Origin of the sequence: Faecalibacterium sp. AM43-5AT, from assembly GCF_003603345.1 — a bacterium.
Lineage (GTDB): Bacteria > Bacillota > Clostridia > Oscillospirales > Ruminococcaceae > Faecalibacterium > Faecalibacterium taiwanense.
Map to the genome: position 1 here is coordinate 12,275 of NZ_QVGZ01000002.1, position 16,029 is coordinate 28,303.

The following is a 16,029-nucleotide window of genomic DNA, read 5'->3' on the forward strand; positions in this document are numbered from 1 at the left end:
ACACAACAATCTCATTGATTTCATAGGCAAGAGGTGCTGTCAATTCATTTGTTGCAGACAGAATACGCCGGTTGCCATTTCCGTTTTTCACATCAACCAGCACATCGGTCATTTCTGCGATTTGTTTTTTTACGCGCCGAACGAGAACGATGGAAGTCAGCACAGCCACAACAGCAATCACAATGGACAAGAAAACGATGATTTCCATATTGGCTATACCTCCTTATTAAAGCGGTAGCCAATCCCTTTGACCGTTTGGATATACTTTGGGCTTGAAGGATTGACTTCTAATTTTTTACGAAGCCGGCTGATAATCGCCATAATGTTACTGTCATCATAGAAATATTCTTCGCCCCAAACTTCCTCATAAATCTGCTGTTTTGTCAAAATTTTTCCTTGATGCTTTGCGCAGTACAGGAGCAGATCAAATTCCTTTGGTGGAAGTTCAAAAGTGCCATTTTCCGTCGTAACAGAACGATTTTCAAGGTCAATTTGCAATCCATCAAAATCCAGTTTTTGCACAGCTCCGGCTTGATGATTAAAGCGGGTGTAGCGGCGAATGAGGGACGCAATACGGGCAATCAGTTCGTCCATATCAAACGGTTTTGTCAGATAATCGTCCGCCCCGGCCCGTAAGCCCCGCACTTTAGAAATGCTGTCATTTTTGGATGTAAACATCAAAATCGGCAGGCTGTTCTCTTTGCGGATTTCTTCCAGCGTTTCAAAGCCATCCATACCGGGCATCATCACATCCAGCACCACAAGCTGATACTCCTGCTCTTTTAATTTCTGCAAGCCCTCTTTTCCGGTATTACAAAAATCGGCTTCTATATGTTCCGATTGTACGCTGCGTTTAATCAAAGCGCACAGTTCTCTGTCATCATCTATAATCAAAATTTTATTCATGGCGTAGTTCCTTTCCTTGTTTTGTCCGGCCATCAAGCGGCTTCTCCGCAGTTTTAGGGAGCAGCCAAACACCGGCCATTTTCACAGCGCCGGGGATACGCCCACCGGCACAATAATAATTTACCCTACGAGGTGTCACGCCCCATTTCTCGGCGGCCTCTTTCAATGTCATATAGTCCATTTCGCACCTCCACAGAGTACATTATAGTTCTCTTTCTCGAACAATGCAAGAAACGGAATGTGAATTATAAACTTCAACCAACCTGCATATAGCAACATTCCACAGGCAAAGTATGAATTATACAATGTAACTAGGTGATGTTATATGGCGAAAGTTGAAGATTGTCCCGGTTTTGAAACCTTCGGCGCAGATGTCAAAGCCGCACGAGAGGCAAAGCGTCTGGCACGAAAAACATTGGCAGAAATGGTTGGGATTGAATGGCGGTATCTTGCCAACATTGAGAATCAAGGTGCGATTCCGAGCCTGCCTGTGATGATCCAGTTGATTAAGGTCTGCGGACTTCCCGTGGAACGGTATTTTAACCCGGAGATCATGCGGGAAGAAAGCGAACAGCGGCAACGAGTCAGCCACAAGCTGAAGCTTTGCCCTGAAGAATACCTGCCGATTATCGAAGGTGCCATAGACGGGGCGCTCAAAATGGAACAGACTGCGAAGCAGAAGGAGGACGCATAATCGCGGCCTCCTTCTGGCGTTTCTATATCAAGTTTCCCGGCACTTTTCCCAAAGTTCCCGGCACCTCTGCTGGATTTCTCCGGTTTCTGTCACAGTCAGATCGCGGTCATTTCCGGTAATCTTATCTTCCAGAAAGTTGGCGTATGTATCCAGCAAGGCGTTTCGCAAATCCTCCGGAGTTTTCTGTATTTCGGCGCTGTACCAGTCATTCCGGTGAGGTTCCCATGCCATCAATGTATAACCGTGGCTGGTCTGCACCACCTCATACAGAGGATCATCATCCAGATATGCCTGAAACACTTCCAGAACCTTTTCAAAGGTCAGCATTTCCCACACCTCCCATTCAACTGCAAATCAGTTCCCTGATTAAAATTTCCTCAATCTGTGCCGTTAATGTGTTCATCAGTCCTACCCAGCGCATAGGATCACAGGCTTTCAGTTCCTCAGTGACACCCGCAGCCTCCATCATGTGAGGCAACATGGTGTCCACGCGCTCCTGCGCTGTCCAATCAATCTCTAACAGGTGCGGATACAGTTTCTCGCTCATCAGCAGTTGGTTGTAGAGAATGGGACGATGTTCCTTCAGGTAGGATTTTCGCATCCTGCCGTACTTGCCGATAGAAGTTTCCGGCTGTTCAGAAAGTTTTAGGTTGGGTATATCATAATCTCCACAACGAATGTAAGTCAACTTACTCATATTCATTCTCCTTTGCTCCGTGATGATTAGACTGCTGCGCTGGCTGCTATGCTGCCTTTGCGCGGTTCTTCTTTCGGTAGCTGTCCGACAGTAGAAAAAACACCTTTTTTCATATCCTCAGCCCGGATCAGGGCTTTCTTAGCGTCCATTTCCGCTTTTTTCTTCGCCTTGATTTTGTCCTCATACCGTTTCTGTGCGCCGCTGGCTTTCCGCTTCAAATAGTTCTGATGGAGCCTGTCCTTGCGTTCTTCTTTTTTCCGCAATTCTTCCTGTTCCTCTGGAGTTAAAGGAACCGGCTGTAAGGATGGCGGGATATAGCGTCCTAAAAAATTGAAGTAAATTTCAATTTCCTGCGTGGTATCCTGACTGCCTTTTCGGGAGCGTTCATGGACAAGGATTTTCTCTACAAACTCGTTGAGCATGGTATTTGTCAGCGTGTCAAAATTCTCGTACTTATCAATCAGGGCTATAAATTTCTCCGCTGATTTCTGGCTTTGCTCGTAGCCGGTCACAGCCTTTTCCAGCTCCGCAATTTCAATCTCAAGTGCGTCCTGCTCTTTGGCATACTGTGCATCAAGCGCCCTATATCGTGCATCCGGCAGCTTGCCGAGGGCATTGTCCTCATAGATTTTGCAAATCAGTTTTTCCAGTTCTCCGGCTCTCTTTTGAGCAGCGGCCAGACGCCTGCGCTTTTTCGATATATCGGCACTCTGTTGAGCAACCTGCGTTTCCTGAACGGTGTGAATAAATTCCGTCCGGTCATTTCTGGAATATTCAGCGATAGCCCGGAGCGTGTCAGAAACCAATGTCAGAACAGCACTCTCATTGATACGGTGTTGTGTAGGGCATAGTGTCCCACACGGAACTTTGGTATAATTGGAACAGGTATATTGAGAAATCCGCCTGCCATTGTTGGTGCGGTGGACATACATCTTGCCGCCACAATCTGCACAATAGAGCAAGCCCGTGAGGGGAGCTGCTTCGCCCCAGCCGTTTGGATAACGCCGTACATTGCTGCGGATTTTCTGCACCAGATCAAAGGTCTGCTGGTCGATAATGGCTTCATGGGTATTCTCAAAGAGCGTCCACTCGTCCTCAGAAACATAGTGGCTTTTCTTGTCCTTAAAGTGCTTGCGGGTCTTGAAATTGATGGTGTGCCCCAAATACTCTCGTTTTTTCAAAATGTTCACGATGGTAGATGACCCCCATCCATAGGGGTCTTTGACCGGCTTTGAACGGTTCACACCCTCGTTGAAGCGGGCAAGGTGTACGACGGGAATTTCAATCCGATCTGCGGATAATTTGCAGGCAATCTGATAAGGCCCATATCCCTCCAGCGTGAGGGAGAAGATACGGCGTACCACTTCGGCGGCTTCCTCATCTACCAGCCAATGCTCCCGTTTTTCGTCCCATAAGTAGCCGTAAATCACAGTGCCGGTCAGGTGCTTGCCGCTCATACCTTTTGCCTTAAACACAGAACGGATTTTCCTGCTGGTATCACGGGCGTAAAATTCATTCATGATGTTGCGGAATGGGGTAAAATCGTCATCGCCTTTCAGACTGTCCACACCGTCGTTGATGGCGATCAGACGAACACCGCGTTGCCGCAAAACCTCCATGACCTGACCGACCTTCAGATAGTCGCGCCCCAACCGGCTCATGTCCTTGATGACGATTGCCTCTACACGCCCTGCCTCCACTTCCTCCATCATCGCCAAAAATCCGGGGCGGTCAAAACGGGTGCCTGAGATACCATCATCTGTAAAGTGCGTAGGGTTTGGCAGCCCATTCCGGCGGGCAAAATCCTCTAACATCTGTTTTTGGTTGGATATGGAATTGCTCTCGCCCTGTAACTCGTCGTCCCGGCTCAGGCGCTCGTACAGTGGGGTAATTTTTTCATTTCTCATGGCTGTACCTCCTGAAACAAAAATGCTCTAAGTGATTGCTTCACTAACCATGACAAAATCATGATTAAGAAGTCACTTAGAGCATATATCACCGGCAGCCAGCTTGTATTTCTTATACTGGCGGACTGCAAAATGCTCCGGCTTCTTTTGTTCCAGCTCCTCAAAAAGCTCATCTACGGCATTTTTGAAGGTTTCATCATCCTCGCGGGCTTCACTGGCATTGATAAATTCCAACAGTGTGGAGAAGTTCTGTTCTTCCTCCGGGGCTTCATAGTAGATATAGCCGATGAGTGCGCAGTAGAGCAGGCGTTCGGCCTTGACCCAGAAATCCTCACCGGACTTCTCGCCATCCCCCTTTGTATTGGCGATGATGGTATTGACCAGTTTCAGAATATCCTTCTCACTGCGGATGTAATGGAATGGATTGTATCGCATGGATTTTTTGAAGTTGATGGTGTTCAGGACTTTGATCTTATACCCGGCATCCGAGAGCATCTTTCCGCACTCGACAATAATTGTGCCTTTGGGATCGGTCAGGACATAGCTGACCTTTTGGGGCATCTGCATCAAGTTGGGCTTGACGTAAAATCGGGTCTTACCGCTGCCGCTGCCGCCGATCACAATGACGTTTTTATTGCGAGCGTACTTCGGATGCTTTGGTCTACCACTCATCATCAGCCGTTCGGTCTGTGTGAGGATGACGTTGTTCTCGAATACCGGGTCAATAAAAGGTTCGATGTCCTTCTGGTTGCCCCATCGGGCAGAGCCATATTCTTCGCCTTGCCGATACTTCTTCGCGTTCTTCCCTTTGAAGTAGATTACTGCTTTCAGCGCAGCTGCGCCGACCAGCCCCACCATCAGGTCGAACGGGTGAAAACTGGGTAAGACACTTTTGTAGGCCAGGCCAAAGTTCATAAAAAGAACCATCAGCCTGTCCACCACGGAATCGCCATTGCAATGGCGGTAGAGCCATGCAGCTTTCTCCACCATGTAAAAGGCGATGATGTACGGAAAATTCAGCAGGATCAGCTTTTTCATGTCTGCCGACTGCATCATCCTGCTGAACTCTGCAGCCATTTTTTTACCCCATGCCGTGCCGCCCGTCTGGTTGGACGGTGCTTTGCGCGGCAGACGGGCAGGTGTTTTCGGATTTTTCATCGTATCGGTTCCTGCTCCCTCTTCTTTTCTTTCTTGAGTTGACGGTGATTGGAAAGTTCCTCTTTTACCTTTTCCAGCTTCTGGCGCACCGATTCACGCTTCTGCTTTTTCAGCGTTTCACTGGTGTACTCCTTAAAGGCGGCGGTCATAACATCCACATCCTTGGCCTTGAAAAAGACAAGGTATTCTGTTTTTCCCTCCTGTTCCACCTTTTTCAGACTGTAATCAATGCCATACTTCCGGGCCACCCGGTCAAACGACTTGATATTATTGTCTGTGACAACGATGTTCGTGATCCGCGCGCCGCTCTTTTGCAGACTCTTGATGCTCTGCCGACCTGTTTTCCTACATTGGCTTTTTTCTCCTTTCCCCCGCTGCTTTTTCTTGTCCATTTCCGCCAGCAGCTTTATCAGGGCTGCTTTCAAAATCTGTGCAGTGATTTTTCCTCCTTTGATGCACAGCGAAATGGTTTTCTCGTTGACTTCTTCCTGCACGGATGCTCACCTCCCTTCTATTGCCGTTGCATCAGGGGCGGACTGCCCTGGCCGCAGGCGGCGCGGTATCGCCCAGCACCGAGCGGAACTTCTTTCTGCACTGGTGCAGCAGATAGCCGCACTCCCATTTGTGGCGGCAGTGCTTGCAGGGATGGCCGCTGTCCGTTCCCGGACGCTGGCGCATCATGCGTTCAAACGGATTATCGGTAAAATTCATAGGTTTAACCTCCCTGTTCAGCCAGCGGCAGCACCCCGTGCCGCTTCAACGTATGATAAAGGAACTTCCGACCTTTCTGCGTCCATGCCGTGTGCAGCTTTTCCACCTCGGAACCATCGCTGCGCTGGAGCCGGAACGTCAGGCTGGACGTATAGCCCTTACCGTGGTGTTCCGAATACAGCACCCACTGGCCGTTGGCCCGGTACTGGATGCCGTGCAGATGCAGCAGCCGATTGAATACCTTTGGTCCGCAGCCGTACTCTTTGGCGATCTGCGTAGTCGTCACCAGCGAATCCGAATCGCTCAGCTGCGCTTCGTAGCTGCTCCGGCGCGGCGGCTTCTTATGCAGCAGGCCCAGCAGCGCATCCCAGTCAAACGGCTGTGGATGGTACGCCGCACCGACTGCCGTATGGTGCAGCTTGCAGAGCTTCTTTGCCATGTCCTGCGTGATGCGGTAGTCTTTTACATACCTCTGGACCGTGCGCCCGCCCTCATCCTGCAGCCGGACACGGGGCATATACTCGTAGTCGCGGCCCTCGATGAAACCATACTGACACATACGCGGGAACCACTTGCGGAAATCGCTGCGAATGTGCATCTGGTCATACAGATCACGCGCCCACAGCGTAGAGGGCAGCGTGTCCATACTCATGAATACGATGTTCATGGGGTTGTCCTCCTAGTTCTTATCTACTCTGCCGCTCCACCCAAATTCATGCCGAACCTGTGCGGAATAATAGCTATCCACGGTCACAGGTGCGTTATAGAGTGTTGCCAGCAGGTATTGCTTGATGTTCCGAATCTGAGTGCTGTTTTCTTTTAAGCACTCCAATATGTACTGGATATGCGAGGAATCCAGCTTCATCAGGCGGCTTTTCACCACCTCCTTCGGCTTATCCTCCCCGCAAATGCGCAGGAACTTCTTTCTGCTGGTGACGGTTTCCACCAGCAGTTCCAGAATCTCATACAGGACTGCTTTATCTGCCGGATAGCCCTGTTCCAGAATTTTCAGTTCCAGAGCTTTCTTGAAATAGCGGCGGTACTGTTCTTCTTCCTGCAATTCAGCCGGATAGATAAGATCAGTTTTATTATTATCTGTCTTATTTATCTTCTCAGTATTACTTCCGTTTGATTTTAGAACTCCCGGAAGTTCGTTTTTCAAACCGCCGGAAGTATGATTTTCATACTTCCAGTAGTTCGATTGCGAAAGCCCCGCATAAAGGTCTTTCACATACAGCAGATTGGGTTTGCCAAGTCCTTGTCTGCGCCGCTCGATAAGCTGAAACTCCTGTTCCAGTTCATCCAGCAGTTTGACCGCCTTTTGTCTGGCACAATGAATAGAGTCCATGACTTCCTCTATCGTGCAGATAATGTAGGCGTTGCCGTGCTTGTCCTGCCAGCCGTTCTTGATGGAAAGGCTCATACGATCCAGCAGCACAGCATACAGCAGCTTGGCGTCCCCGGACATCTTCTGGAACAGATCAGCCTTGACCAGTGCTTTCGGCACACGGTAAAAGCTGTATCGGTCTGCTTCCAGACCTTTGAAATACGGGTACACCATGTAAATTCATCACCCCCTGTCGGATTGGATTTGCACTATTGGAAATAACAGTACATTCCTACGGTGGAACACGTTTCCTTGCTCCACCGCAGTGTATCTGCTGTTATTTGAGCTTTGCCATTCTGCCCCAGCCCGTTCCTGCCCCATATTTCAGCGGCGTTTTCTCTGGTAAGACGCGCAGGATGCACATTCAGTGCCAGAAGTATCTCTCTGGGATGGCTTATTCAGTTTTCAAAGAGCTTCGTAAGGTTCTCTTCTCTAACCCTTACACTAATATGAATTTGAAGGGGCCTTGGGGGATACAGTTCTTAAAGATTTTTTGAAAATACTTATTCTGCATTCATTTTCAACGAATTATCGAAGCATTCATCTTTATTCAATTTGATATTTTTCATTGAGATAAGCTGCAATGCAGCTTTCCAATGAACTACTGCCTGCAAATTCGGCCTCGATGGTATATTCACCGCACCGATTGATATAAGGAGAACCGCTTGCCACTTTTTCTGTTTGCCGGGTATTATTGCTCATCTGCTGTTTCCCTCTCATGTGAAATCTCCCAATGCCAATTCATAATGTGCTTCAAAATCAAATTTGCGACGAATCCGTTCAAGTGCCTGATTGACAGACCTTGTAACCGACCCGCGTGCAATTCCCATACCATCTGCAATTTCCTGATGGGTCTTGTCAAGAACATAATTCTGGTAGATCAGGTTACGCTGCTTTTCCGTTAGAACCGCCATCATTGCATGAAGTGCTTCCTTCTCAATATATTTATCCAGAACATTGATTTCAGAGTCTGCCATCTCTCCCCAATCTTCCGCCACGGCATGATATGACACACTCACTTTGGTCTGACCTACGCCCTCGCACTTCAGCTGTGATTCCTCCACTCTCTGTTCGCCCTCAAACAGTGCGCGAATATGCCACTCGCAGTTTTCAAAGTATTCTTCCTTAATCACTTCGCCCTTTCCTTTTGATGCACCGTAGGCATAGTCCCCACGGCAGTCATGGATATGGAACACAGTATTGCGCTTTCCAGCAGAAAACCAAACATAGCCGTTGTGATAGAGTGTCAGATGACTGCCATGCTCAAATTCTTTACGCAGAAAAATCCGACCTTCTTCCAAAAGCACCTTTGGAGAGGGTACGCGCTTGGTGTGTACAGGTGCGTTTACCAGTTCCTTGACCTTTTTCAATGTAAGCATTTTGTCCACCTTTCTGCCTTCCGGCTCTGGGTGAACTGAAAAAAAGCAGCAAAAATCATCTCAGATTCACCCGTTTTTTTTAACGGGAATCTAAGATTCCTCTTGCTGCTTTCTATTTTTTGAAGTCCCTATACTAACATGAATCCGTAGAGCCACCTGGGAATACAGATTTTCGAGAAAATAAAAAAGCCGGAACAGGATGAACTACTTGCAGGCGCACTACTGCGCTGCATTCGCTCATTCTGTCCCGGCCTATATCACATATTGCTACGGTATCGCTCTAACAAACAGATATTATATTGTAGACCCAAAAGAACGTCTGGTGGAGCTGGTCGGCTAACTACGTGCCGCCTAAGATTCCACCTCTGCGCTTTCAGTGTCCGATGAAGCTCCCTGCTTCAGGCTTCTTTCCGATGATTCTCTGCTGTGAAAAATTCGATACTCTTCACGGGAAGGCCGTGAATACACTCCACCAGAGATTCAGCAGAAATATAATCTTCACAGCCACCACGCTTGATCTGAAGCATATTCTTTCCATCAACGACACTGCGATTCCCGATCCGCAGCCCCTTTGGGGTGCGGATTTCATGTTCTCCGTTGCTCATCTTCTCACGGCCTCCTTTGTGTTGGTTTAAGTTTCTTCTTTTCTTCTATTCAATTTCACCTTTTGAACTTCCGCTCTTTTTTCACCTTTTTCATCTTGCATATTTGCGCTTTTTACGGTATAATAATCCAAAAGATGATAGAATATAGCATATATTATAAGCAAGTCATATCGCCGTGTCAAGAGGAAAATGTGAAAATTCATTGCATCTTTCAGCTCGAATATTTACAAATTCCGTTGCACATTGTTACAGCACGATAACTACGCCATAGAAAGGTTGCAAACATGAAATTTGGAGAGAAAGTTCGCGATCTACGAAAGAAACATTCTTTAACACAGGACGAATTGGCACAATGTCTGGGTATCAACAAACGAACGATCATCGGATGGGAACGTGATGGCCGCTATCCTCGCAGTATTGAAATGCTTGAAAAGATGGCCGATATATTCCATGTACCTTTGACCTATTTACAGCCGGATCAGTCTTTATTTATCGAACGTGCCGCCGAAGCCTACGGAAAAAAGGGCAAAATAGAAGCCCAGCATCTCGCATTTGAGCTTACTGAGCTATTTGCCAGCGGAGAGTTGACCCCGCAGGATATGGACGGCATCATGTATGAAATGCACAAAGCCTATTTTAAGTACCGAGAACAAAAACGAGAAAAGGAACGAATAATGAACCTGTAAACCACGGTTCCATTCACTATGCCATCCCCGGAAGGAGATTACATTATGGATTCTGCGTTTATTCACCAAGCTGCCAACGAACTTGTCCAAACTGCCGGAACTCGCAACATCAAACAGATCGCGCGCAGTTGCAGTCTGGACATCAGCGAAACATCTCGCATTAAAGATATGTTGGGTTTGCTTTCACTCTATTTTGATAAGCCACTGATCCTTATCAATCGCCAGCTGGACAAACAGACAAAGCAGATGGTGTGCGGCTATGCACTTGGACATTATCTGGAGCATCAGCTGCTTATGGACTTGCATACCCTGAACAAGTTTCTGACCATTAAGGATAAGCACATCCTTCTTTATGAGCATAACGCTTTCACATCCCACCTGATGCTGGACAGTGATGAAGTCTATCAAATGACGCGAAGCGGGCTGGACGCTGCGCAGATTGCCGCTGCTAAGGGAATCCACCTCAATCTGGTGCTGGTGAAGCTGCTGGAACTGCATCATCTGGGATATGATCTACGTCACTACCACGCCCAGCACCATGCGTTTATCAAAAAGCTCAACCTTCCGGCACATTTTCAGTTTGATGTTGCCGCCGGATGAACTTATGTTCTCATAATTCTAAAACCCGTAATGGACGGTGCGTTATGCCTGTCCATCACGGGTTTTTCGTGTTATTTCAGTTTTGCGAGGATTTCATCGGCACTCATGCCTTCGGCCAGCAGCTTTTTCAGAACGGACTCCGCTTCTGTCTTTTTTGCTTCTTCTGCAGCTTTGGCGTCTGCCTTTGCCTTCTTCGTTTCCAGCATTGCCACTTCTTTTTCGGCCTTCTTCAGAGCAGTCTTCTTCACTTTCAGGTCAGCCTTCAAAGTGTCAATGTTTGCGGTGATAGATGCGATTTCCGCTGTGAGCGCTCCCTTTGCGGACTGCTTTTCTGCAATCTGCGTTGCGAAATCAGCAGTCACAGTTTTGGGCTTATTCTTGCTACCTTTTGTTCTGGGCATAGGATACAAACCTCTTTCCAATTATAATAACTAAAGTATATCACTCTGCGGGTCTACGAGCAATATCTATCATACCATCAAATTGGCATTTTCCTTAACCTTATTCAGTACCATATCCGATAAAGCACCTTGGCTATTCAGATGGATTGCTAAAACAATATATTCTGTCAAAAACATATCTGTATACATTTTAAATGTATCTTTGTTTGCATTGATGCTGTTCATTCGAGCCGCAACATTACCATGGAAATTGTTGCAACGAGAAGCATAGAGAACACCAAAAAGAACGAACGACATATTTTGTTCATTTTGCGTTTACGGTTTAGTACCAGGGGTCTGGCACTTTTTTTGTCGGAGCCTTTCTTCAATAAACTTTGTTACAATTTTCTCATATCCTCCCGGGTCTTTTCTATAATTTTCTGTATGATCTGCCCCATGAACTATATATAACTGCTTTTCACCATTACAACTATCGTATAGTTTATAAGCCATAGATAAAGGTGCCTTCATATCTTCGTCACCGTGAATGATTAAAAGAGGAATATCGGTATGTGCTAAAGCCTTACACGCATCTGCGTCTGATAAATCAAAACTCCCCCAAATCTTTGTTCCTACATTAAGCATAGTAGGAACTAGATTTTTGGGTATGTATTTTGATATTTGCTTGTTATTATTCTGCTTTATCACGTCCAATGTAGATGTAAAACCACAGTCATCAATAATTCCATATACTGAATCAGGCAACTCCAAATCACTGCTCATCATCACAATTGATGCTCCCATTGAAACTCCCATAAGAAAAATAGGATTTTTATCTCCAAAGCGATTTTGTGCCCATTCTACCCAATCAAGACAATCATATTTTTCTAGCACTCCTAATGTTGAGAATTCCCCTTCACTATCTCCCTGTGCGCGTAAGTCACATAGTAGAAGATTCCAATTGTGTTTTTGTGTAATTCTATATATTGGCACGCCATCCAAATAACTGTGCCCCCACAATCCATGAAAAAACACAATTAAAGGCGCACCTTTTTCTCTTTCATAATAATGACCTATCAGTTTTGTATTATCAAATGCTTGTATCATAACAGTTTCATTTGATTGATTTTTTATTTTATATGCATCTATGAGAATTCTATATTCATCATCGTCTGCAGTACCTAAATCTGACCATGGAGTAGTTCTTCTTTCGCAGGTTCGCTGAAATACCAATCGGCTTCCAAATATAACTCCGACCATGCATATAGCAAATCCAACAACAACTGTTATGAAGTATACTTTTTTTCTCTTCACTTTTGATTTCATTCCTTTTACATAACATTATTGCTTCATTTTTCGTGTTCAAATAGTTATTTTCGTAACTCAAGTTGGTATTTCTGACAAATTTACAATTTATAAATACCTCCATCTATCACACAGCAATTTGAACTGTCCAAAATCTTTTTTACGTATATCCTCTATATTCCAGTTTAGACAGTCCATCCAGTAGGATCGGTGCTGCCTGTCGGTTTCCTGTAAAACCAACAATTCCACACATAGGTTTATCCCTCTCTTCTTTGTTTTACTTTCCCTCTATTATGCAAAACGGCTCTGGATTACTGCCCAGAGTCGTCCTTGACTTTACGCCTTATATCCCTTTTCGCAAATCACGTTGACCACTTCGTCAACATACTTCTGGCAGGTGTCGTGGTCAGGTGCTTCCACCATAACACGCACGACTGGCTCAGTGCCGGATTCACGAACCAGAATACGGCCAGTATCGCCCAGTGCCTCAGCAACTTTAGACACGGCTTCCTGCACGGCATGGTCATTCTGTGCAGCCTTCTTATCGGTCACACGGACATTCTCAAGCACCTGCGGATAAATCTTCAACGGTGCTGCCAGTTCGCTCATCGGCTTCTTCTTCGCCAGCATGACTTCCATCATCTTCAGACTGGTCAGAATGCCATCGCCAGTGCTTGCATACTTGGAGAAGATGATATGGCCGCTCTGCTCACCACCGATACGGCAGCCGTTCTTTGCCATGTACTCGTAGACATACTTATCGCCCACAGCGGTCTTGGCATAGCCGATGCCCTGTTCATCGAACGCTTTGTACAGACCAAAATTGGACATAACGGTCGTGACCACAGTGTTAGTCAGCAGCTTGCCGCGCTCCTTCATGTAGCAACCGTAAATGTAAAGGATATGGTCGCCAGTGATGACATTGCCTTTCTCATCCACGCACAAGCAGCGGTCGGCATCGCCATCGTATGCAAAACCGACATCCAAGCCCTTCTCCACAACAAACTTTTGGAGGCCCTCGATATGAGTGGAGCCAGCATTATTGTTGATGTTCAGACCATTCGGATGGTTATTGATGACGTAGGTATCTGCTCCGAGGGCATCGAACACAGACTTGGCGATGTTCCAGGAACTACCGTTGGCGCAGTCCAGACCAACCTTGACGCCCTTGAAAGAGTAGATACCCAGAGAGATCAGGTAGCCCATGTAACGGTTACGGCCAGAGATGTAATCCACAGTACAGCCGATATGCTCACGATGAGCAAAAGGCAGTTCTGGCCAGTCCTTATCGAACACATTGAGCTTGCCATCGATGTAATCCTCCACCAGCAGCAGAGTCTCCTCCGGCATTTTTTCACCGTAGCAATCGATCAGCTTGATGCCATTATCGTAGTACGGATTGTGGCTGGCGGAGATCATGATACCACAGTCAAAGTCATCCACACGGGCGATATACGCCACAGACGGAGTTGTAGTGACGTGGAGCAGATAGGCATCTGCACCGGAAGCAGTCAAGCCTGCGACCAGACTGTACTCGAACATATAGGAACTGCGGCGAGTGTCTTTGCCGATGACGATGCGGGCGGGCTCGTTGTTGCCGTTGCGCTCACGAAGAGCATTGTAGTACCAGCCGAGGAACCGGCCTACCTTGTAGGCGTGGTCGGCTGTCAAGGTAATTCCGGCTTCACCACGGAAGCCATCTGTTCCAAAATATTTTGACATTATTCTTTTCCTCAATTTTTAAGAGCTTGCATACGAATTAGATATGCTATTTTCCAAAGGGCTAATAGGTACATCTCTATTGCCTACAGAGAAATAGCATATTTGAGCAACATATCCATGCGCGTAAACACGGCCTATTTTTTATTATTTCTGCCCATAATAGGCATTCGGGCCATGCTTCCTCATATAATGCTTATCCAGCACATACTGAGCCATCGAGCTATCTGGATTAAGCAACAATGTTTTTAAATCCATTTCCGCTACCTTTTCCATGACAACTGCATTATATACAGCGTTCGCTGGACTTTTTCCCCATGCAAATGGCCCATGGTTTTTCACAACGATTCCGGGAACAGCCATAGGATCATAGTTACCGTTCTCAATGGTTTCTATAATCACCTTTCCTGTATTCGTTTCGTAGTCTTCCATTACTTCTTGTTTCGTAAGTTCTCTCGTGCATGGAATATCTCCATAGAAATAATCCGCATGTGTTGTCCCTAAAGCAGGAATTTTCATTCCTGCCTGTGCGAAAGCAACAGCATTAACTGAATGAGTATGGACAATACCATTTATAGAATTATATTTTCTATAAAGTTCCAAATGGGTTTTTGTATCAGAAGACGGATTCCATTTACCCTCTATACGTTCACCGCTTACAATATCAACAACAACCATGTCCTCAGGACTCATACCATCGTAGTCAACACCAGATGGCTTAATTACCATGTACTTTCTATCTTCAGATATGCCACTTACATTGCCCCACGTGTAGATTACCACGCCCTTAGCTACAAGATCTAGGTTTGCATCGCATACAGCTTTCTTCAATTTCTCCAACATATTTTATAATCCTCTCAAAATATTCAACGTATGACAAATTCCTTCCTCTACATCAAATGTTGGTTTCCAACCAAGCTTTTCAATCTTTGCTGAATTCAAGACCTGCTTCGGGATAGGGGATTGATTTGCTAAATCTACCGCATCAGGGATTTCAAAAACAACTCTACTATGTCCAGCGACAGCTATTTTTTTAGCCAACTCTGCAATAGTCAATTTAGAATGCGGGTTTGCCAAGTTATATGCCTCGCCGGAAATTCCTTGAATAAGCACACTCAATAGTGCCGCCGCACAGTCAGCCACATAGTTGTAGCTACGCATTTGTGTTCCTGCACTTTTCAGGATAATATTTTCTCCGTCAAGTGCATTGCGGAAAAACTGTGCATGAGCACGATTGTCTGTTTCCGTCATGTAAGGTCCATAAGTATGGCACGGGCGCACAATAACGCTTTCTACTCCGTATTGCTTCCAGTAACTACTGCAAAGATTTTCCGTCATTCGCTTACTGAGCGGATAGCATGAACGTGGAGACAAAACATCTAGATATCCTGAGTACAACTCATCAAAGGAATCTAGGGACACATCTCCTTGACCATAAACCTCACCTGACGACACATATAAAAGTCTTTTTCCTTCATGCAATCTTAGATATTCGAGTAATCTAAATGTGCTTTCTATATTTCCCATCGTTGTCCCAACAGGATTTCCATTAAATGCCGCAGGATGAGCATTCCCAGCCGCATGAATTATATAATCCACATGAACATTAAAGCCAATGGGAGCGTTCATATCATACTGTAAAAAATCCACATTCTTTTGAATGCCGAACTGGTGCCTCAGTTTTTCAGCATTTCGCCCGCCCAAATAAATAACGGTGTCGGCATTATTTTTCTGGCTATATCGAATCAGTGCATCAGCCACAAAAGAGCCAATTGTTCCTGTTGCTCCTGTCACCAGGATGCTTTTATTTCGCAGTGCCTCCATACCAACAACATGATCTAAGGCTCTATCTATATCTTCAAAATATAACTTACTCTGATGCAGATTCATCTCTT

Annotated in this window: 20 protein-coding genes and 2 pseudogenes; 3 read left to right on the top strand and 19 right to left on the bottom strand. The window is 46.1% G+C overall.

Annotated features, from left to right (window positions below; genetic code table 11):
• The 3 genes and pseudogenes from DW937_RS15155 to DW937_RS03940 all read right to left on the bottom strand — a co-directional run.
• A pseudogene (locus DW937_RS15155) lies at positions 1-208 on the bottom strand (sensor histidine kinase); the annotation flags it as partial.
• Between the two features lie 5 nt (positions 209-213).
• Positions 214-906 carry a response regulator transcription factor gene (locus tag DW937_RS03935; RefSeq protein ID WP_007037412.1) on the bottom strand — a complete coding sequence of 231 codons (693 nt, stop codon included), beginning with the start codon at positions 904-906 and terminating at the stop codon, positions 214-216.
• Positions 899-1,087: a helix-turn-helix domain-containing protein gene (locus DW937_RS03940; protein WP_005933662.1), complete on the bottom strand. Its 189-nt coding sequence runs from the start codon at positions 1,085-1,087 to the stop codon at positions 899-901. The genes DW937_RS03935 and DW937_RS03940 overlap by 8 nt, the downstream gene beginning before the upstream one ends.
• A 144-nt stretch (positions 1,088-1,231) precedes the next feature.
• On the opposite strand from DW937_RS03940, the gene DW937_RS03945 reads away from it, so the two are divergent.
• Entirely contained in the window at positions 1,232-1,600 is a 369-nt protein-coding gene (locus DW937_RS03945) for a helix-turn-helix transcriptional regulator (protein WP_005933665.1), read from the top strand.
• 27 nt (positions 1,601-1,627) lie between these two features.
• On the opposite strand, the gene DW937_RS03950 is transcribed toward DW937_RS03945, so the two are convergent.
• The 11 genes and pseudogenes from DW937_RS03950 to DW937_RS03990 all read right to left on the bottom strand — a co-directional run bounded on the left by DW937_RS03950 (position 1,628) and on the right by DW937_RS03990 (position 9,444).
• Entirely contained in the window at positions 1,628-1,927 is a 300-nt protein-coding gene (locus DW937_RS03950) for a hypothetical protein (protein ID WP_005933668.1), read from the bottom strand.
• Positions 1,928-1,943: 16 nt separating this feature from the next.
• Positions 1,944-2,297 (bottom strand): TnpV protein, encoded by a 354-nt coding sequence (locus tag DW937_RS03955; RefSeq protein ID WP_035394338.1) that lies wholly within the window; start codon positions 2,295-2,297, stop codon positions 1,944-1,946.
• Positions 2,298-2,323: 26 nt separating this feature from the next.
• On the bottom strand, positions 2,324-4,204 hold the full coding sequence (locus tag DW937_RS15160) for a DUF4368 domain-containing protein (protein ID WP_243030884.1): 1,881 nt from the start codon (positions 4,202-4,204) through the stop codon (positions 2,324-2,326).
• A 90-nt stretch (positions 4,205-4,294) separates the two neighbouring features.
• Positions 4,295-5,257 (bottom strand): annotated as a pseudogene (locus DW937_RS15165) (type IV secretory system conjugative DNA transfer family protein); the annotation flags it as partial.
• 101 nt (positions 5,258-5,358) lie between these two features.
• Positions 5,359-5,856, bottom strand: coding sequence for a PcfB family protein (locus tag DW937_RS03965; RefSeq protein WP_120120197.1), 498 nt, complete (start codon positions 5,854-5,856; stop codon positions 5,359-5,361).
• Between the two features lie 31 nt (positions 5,857-5,887).
• Positions 5,888-6,073, bottom strand: a complete 186-nt coding sequence (locus DW937_RS03970) for a hypothetical protein (protein ID WP_120120198.1) — start codon at positions 6,071-6,073, stop codon at positions 5,888-5,890.
• Positions 6,074-6,077: 4 nt separating this feature from the next.
• Entirely contained in the window at positions 6,078-6,740 is a 663-nt protein-coding gene (locus DW937_RS03975) for a phage antirepressor KilAC domain-containing protein (RefSeq protein ID WP_120120199.1), read from the bottom strand.
• A 12-nt stretch (positions 6,741-6,752) separates the two neighbouring features.
• Positions 6,753-7,634 carry a DUF6017 domain-containing protein gene (locus DW937_RS03980; RefSeq protein WP_120120200.1) on the bottom strand — a complete coding sequence of 294 codons (882 nt, stop codon included), beginning with the start codon at positions 7,632-7,634 and terminating at the stop codon, positions 6,753-6,755.
• A gap of 372 nt (positions 7,635-8,006) precedes the next feature.
• A complete protein-coding gene (locus tag DW937_RS14870) occupies positions 8,007-8,180 on the bottom strand; it encodes a hypothetical protein (RefSeq protein ID WP_165852880.1) in 174 nt (57 codons plus the stop codon).
• On the bottom strand, positions 8,177-8,839 hold the full coding sequence (locus DW937_RS03985; RefSeq protein WP_120120201.1) for a sigma-70 family RNA polymerase sigma factor: 663 nt from the start codon (positions 8,837-8,839) through the stop codon (positions 8,177-8,179). The genes DW937_RS14870 and DW937_RS03985 overlap by 4 nt, the downstream gene beginning before the upstream one ends.
• Positions 8,840-9,237: 398 nt before the next feature.
• A complete protein-coding gene (locus tag DW937_RS03990; protein ID WP_120120202.1) occupies positions 9,238-9,444 on the bottom strand; it encodes a hypothetical protein in 207 nt (68 codons plus the stop codon).
• A 284-nt stretch (positions 9,445-9,728) separates the two neighbouring features.
• On the opposite strand from DW937_RS03990, the gene DW937_RS03995 reads away from it, so the two are divergent.
• Both DW937_RS03995 and DW937_RS04000 read left to right on the top strand, forming a co-directional pair.
• Complete coding sequence (locus DW937_RS03995) at positions 9,729-10,130, top strand: helix-turn-helix transcriptional regulator (protein WP_055185268.1); 402 nt, start codon at positions 9,729-9,731, stop codon at positions 10,128-10,130.
• 45 nt (positions 10,131-10,175) lie between these two features.
• Positions 10,176-10,730, top strand: coding sequence for an ImmA/IrrE family metallo-endopeptidase (locus tag DW937_RS04000; RefSeq protein ID WP_120120203.1), 555 nt, complete (start codon positions 10,176-10,178; stop codon positions 10,728-10,730).
• A 71-nt stretch (positions 10,731-10,801) separates the two neighbouring features.
• Here DW937_RS04000 and DW937_RS04005 read toward each other — a convergent pair whose 3' ends face one another.
• The 5 genes from DW937_RS04005 to DW937_RS04025 all read right to left on the bottom strand — a co-directional run bounded on the left by DW937_RS04005 (position 10,802) and on the right by DW937_RS04025 (position 16,024).
• Entirely contained in the window at positions 10,802-11,131 is a 330-nt protein-coding gene (locus DW937_RS04005; RefSeq protein WP_120120204.1) for a hypothetical protein, read from the bottom strand.
• A 315-nt stretch (positions 11,132-11,446) separates the two neighbouring features.
• On the bottom strand, positions 11,447-12,424 hold the full coding sequence (locus DW937_RS04010; RefSeq protein ID WP_165852881.1) for an alpha/beta hydrolase: 978 nt from the start codon (positions 12,422-12,424) through the stop codon (positions 11,447-11,449).
• 327 nt (positions 12,425-12,751) lie between these two features.
• A complete protein-coding gene (glmM, locus tag DW937_RS04015) occupies positions 12,752-14,137 on the bottom strand; it encodes a phosphoglucosamine mutase (protein WP_120120205.1) in 1,386 nt (461 codons plus the stop codon).
• Between the two features lie 144 nt (positions 14,138-14,281).
• Entirely contained in the window at positions 14,282-14,977 is a 696-nt protein-coding gene (locus tag DW937_RS04020; protein WP_120020551.1) for an L-ribulose-5-phosphate 4-epimerase, read from the bottom strand.
• Between the two features lie 3 nt (positions 14,978-14,980).
• Positions 14,981-16,024, bottom strand: a complete 1,044-nt coding sequence (locus tag DW937_RS04025; protein WP_120120206.1) for an NAD-dependent epimerase/dehydratase family protein — start codon at positions 16,022-16,024, stop codon at positions 14,981-14,983.
• Positions 16,025-16,029: the final 5 nt, after the last annotated feature.

What these genes read in the sequence shown, in the direction of transcription:
- DW937_RS03935 (WP_007037412.1), bottom strand. Translation starts at nt 906, where the DNA reads ATGAATAAAATTTTGATTATAGATGATGACAGAGAACTGTGCGCTTTG.
- DW937_RS03940 (WP_005933662.1), bottom strand. Translation starts at nt 1,087, where the DNA reads ATGGACTATATGACATTGAAAGAGGCCGCCGAGAAATGGGGCGTGACA.
- DW937_RS03945 (WP_005933665.1), top strand. Translation starts at nt 1,232, where the DNA reads ATGGCGAAAGTTGAAGATTGTCCCGGTTTTGAAACCTTCGGCGCAGAT.
- DW937_RS03950 (WP_005933668.1), bottom strand. Translation starts at nt 1,927, where the DNA reads ATGCTGACCTTTGAAAAGGTTCTGGAAGTGTTTCAGGCATATCTGGAT.
- DW937_RS03955 (WP_035394338.1), bottom strand. Translation starts at nt 2,297, where the DNA reads ATGAGTAAGTTGACTTACATTCGTTGTGGAGATTATGATATACCCAAC.
- DW937_RS15160 (WP_243030884.1), bottom strand. Translation starts at nt 4,204, where the DNA reads ATGAGAAATGAAAAAATTACCCCACTGTACGAGCGCCTGAGCCGGGAC.
- DW937_RS03970 (WP_120120198.1), bottom strand. Translation starts at nt 6,073, where the DNA reads ATGAATTTTACCGATAATCCGTTTGAACGCATGATGCGCCAGCGTCCG.
- DW937_RS03975 (WP_120120199.1), bottom strand. Translation starts at nt 6,740, where the DNA reads ATGAACATCGTATTCATGAGTATGGACACGCTGCCCTCTACGCTGTGG.
- DW937_RS03980 (WP_120120200.1), bottom strand. Translation starts at nt 7,634, where the DNA reads ATGGTGTACCCGTATTTCAAAGGTCTGGAAGCAGACCGATACAGCTTT.
- DW937_RS14870 (WP_165852880.1), bottom strand. Translation starts at nt 8,180, where the DNA reads ATGAGAGGGAAACAGCAGATGAGCAATAATACCCGGCAAACAGAAAAA.
- DW937_RS03985 (WP_120120201.1), bottom strand. Translation starts at nt 8,839, where the DNA reads ATGCTTACATTGAAAAAGGTCAAGGAACTGGTAAACGCACCTGTACAC.
- DW937_RS03990 (WP_120120202.1), bottom strand. Translation starts at nt 9,444, where the DNA reads ATGAGCAACGGAGAACATGAAATCCGCACCCCAAAGGGGCTGCGGATC.
- DW937_RS03995 (WP_055185268.1), top strand. Translation starts at nt 9,729, where the DNA reads ATGAAATTTGGAGAGAAAGTTCGCGATCTACGAAAGAAACATTCTTTA.
- DW937_RS04000 (WP_120120203.1), top strand. Translation starts at nt 10,176, where the DNA reads ATGGATTCTGCGTTTATTCACCAAGCTGCCAACGAACTTGTCCAAACT.
- DW937_RS04005 (WP_120120204.1), bottom strand. Translation starts at nt 11,131, where the DNA reads ATGCCCAGAACAAAAGGTAGCAAGAATAAGCCCAAAACTGTGACTGCT.
- glmM (WP_120120205.1), bottom strand. Translation starts at nt 14,137, where the DNA reads ATGTCAAAATATTTTGGAACAGATGGCTTCCGTGGTGAAGCCGGAATT.
- DW937_RS04020 (WP_120020551.1), bottom strand. Translation starts at nt 14,977, where the DNA reads ATGTTGGAGAAATTGAAGAAAGCTGTATGCGATGCAAACCTAGATCTT.
- DW937_RS04025 (WP_120120206.1), bottom strand. Translation starts at nt 16,024, where the DNA reads ATGAATCTGCATCAGAGTAAGTTATATTTTGAAGATATAGATAGAGCC.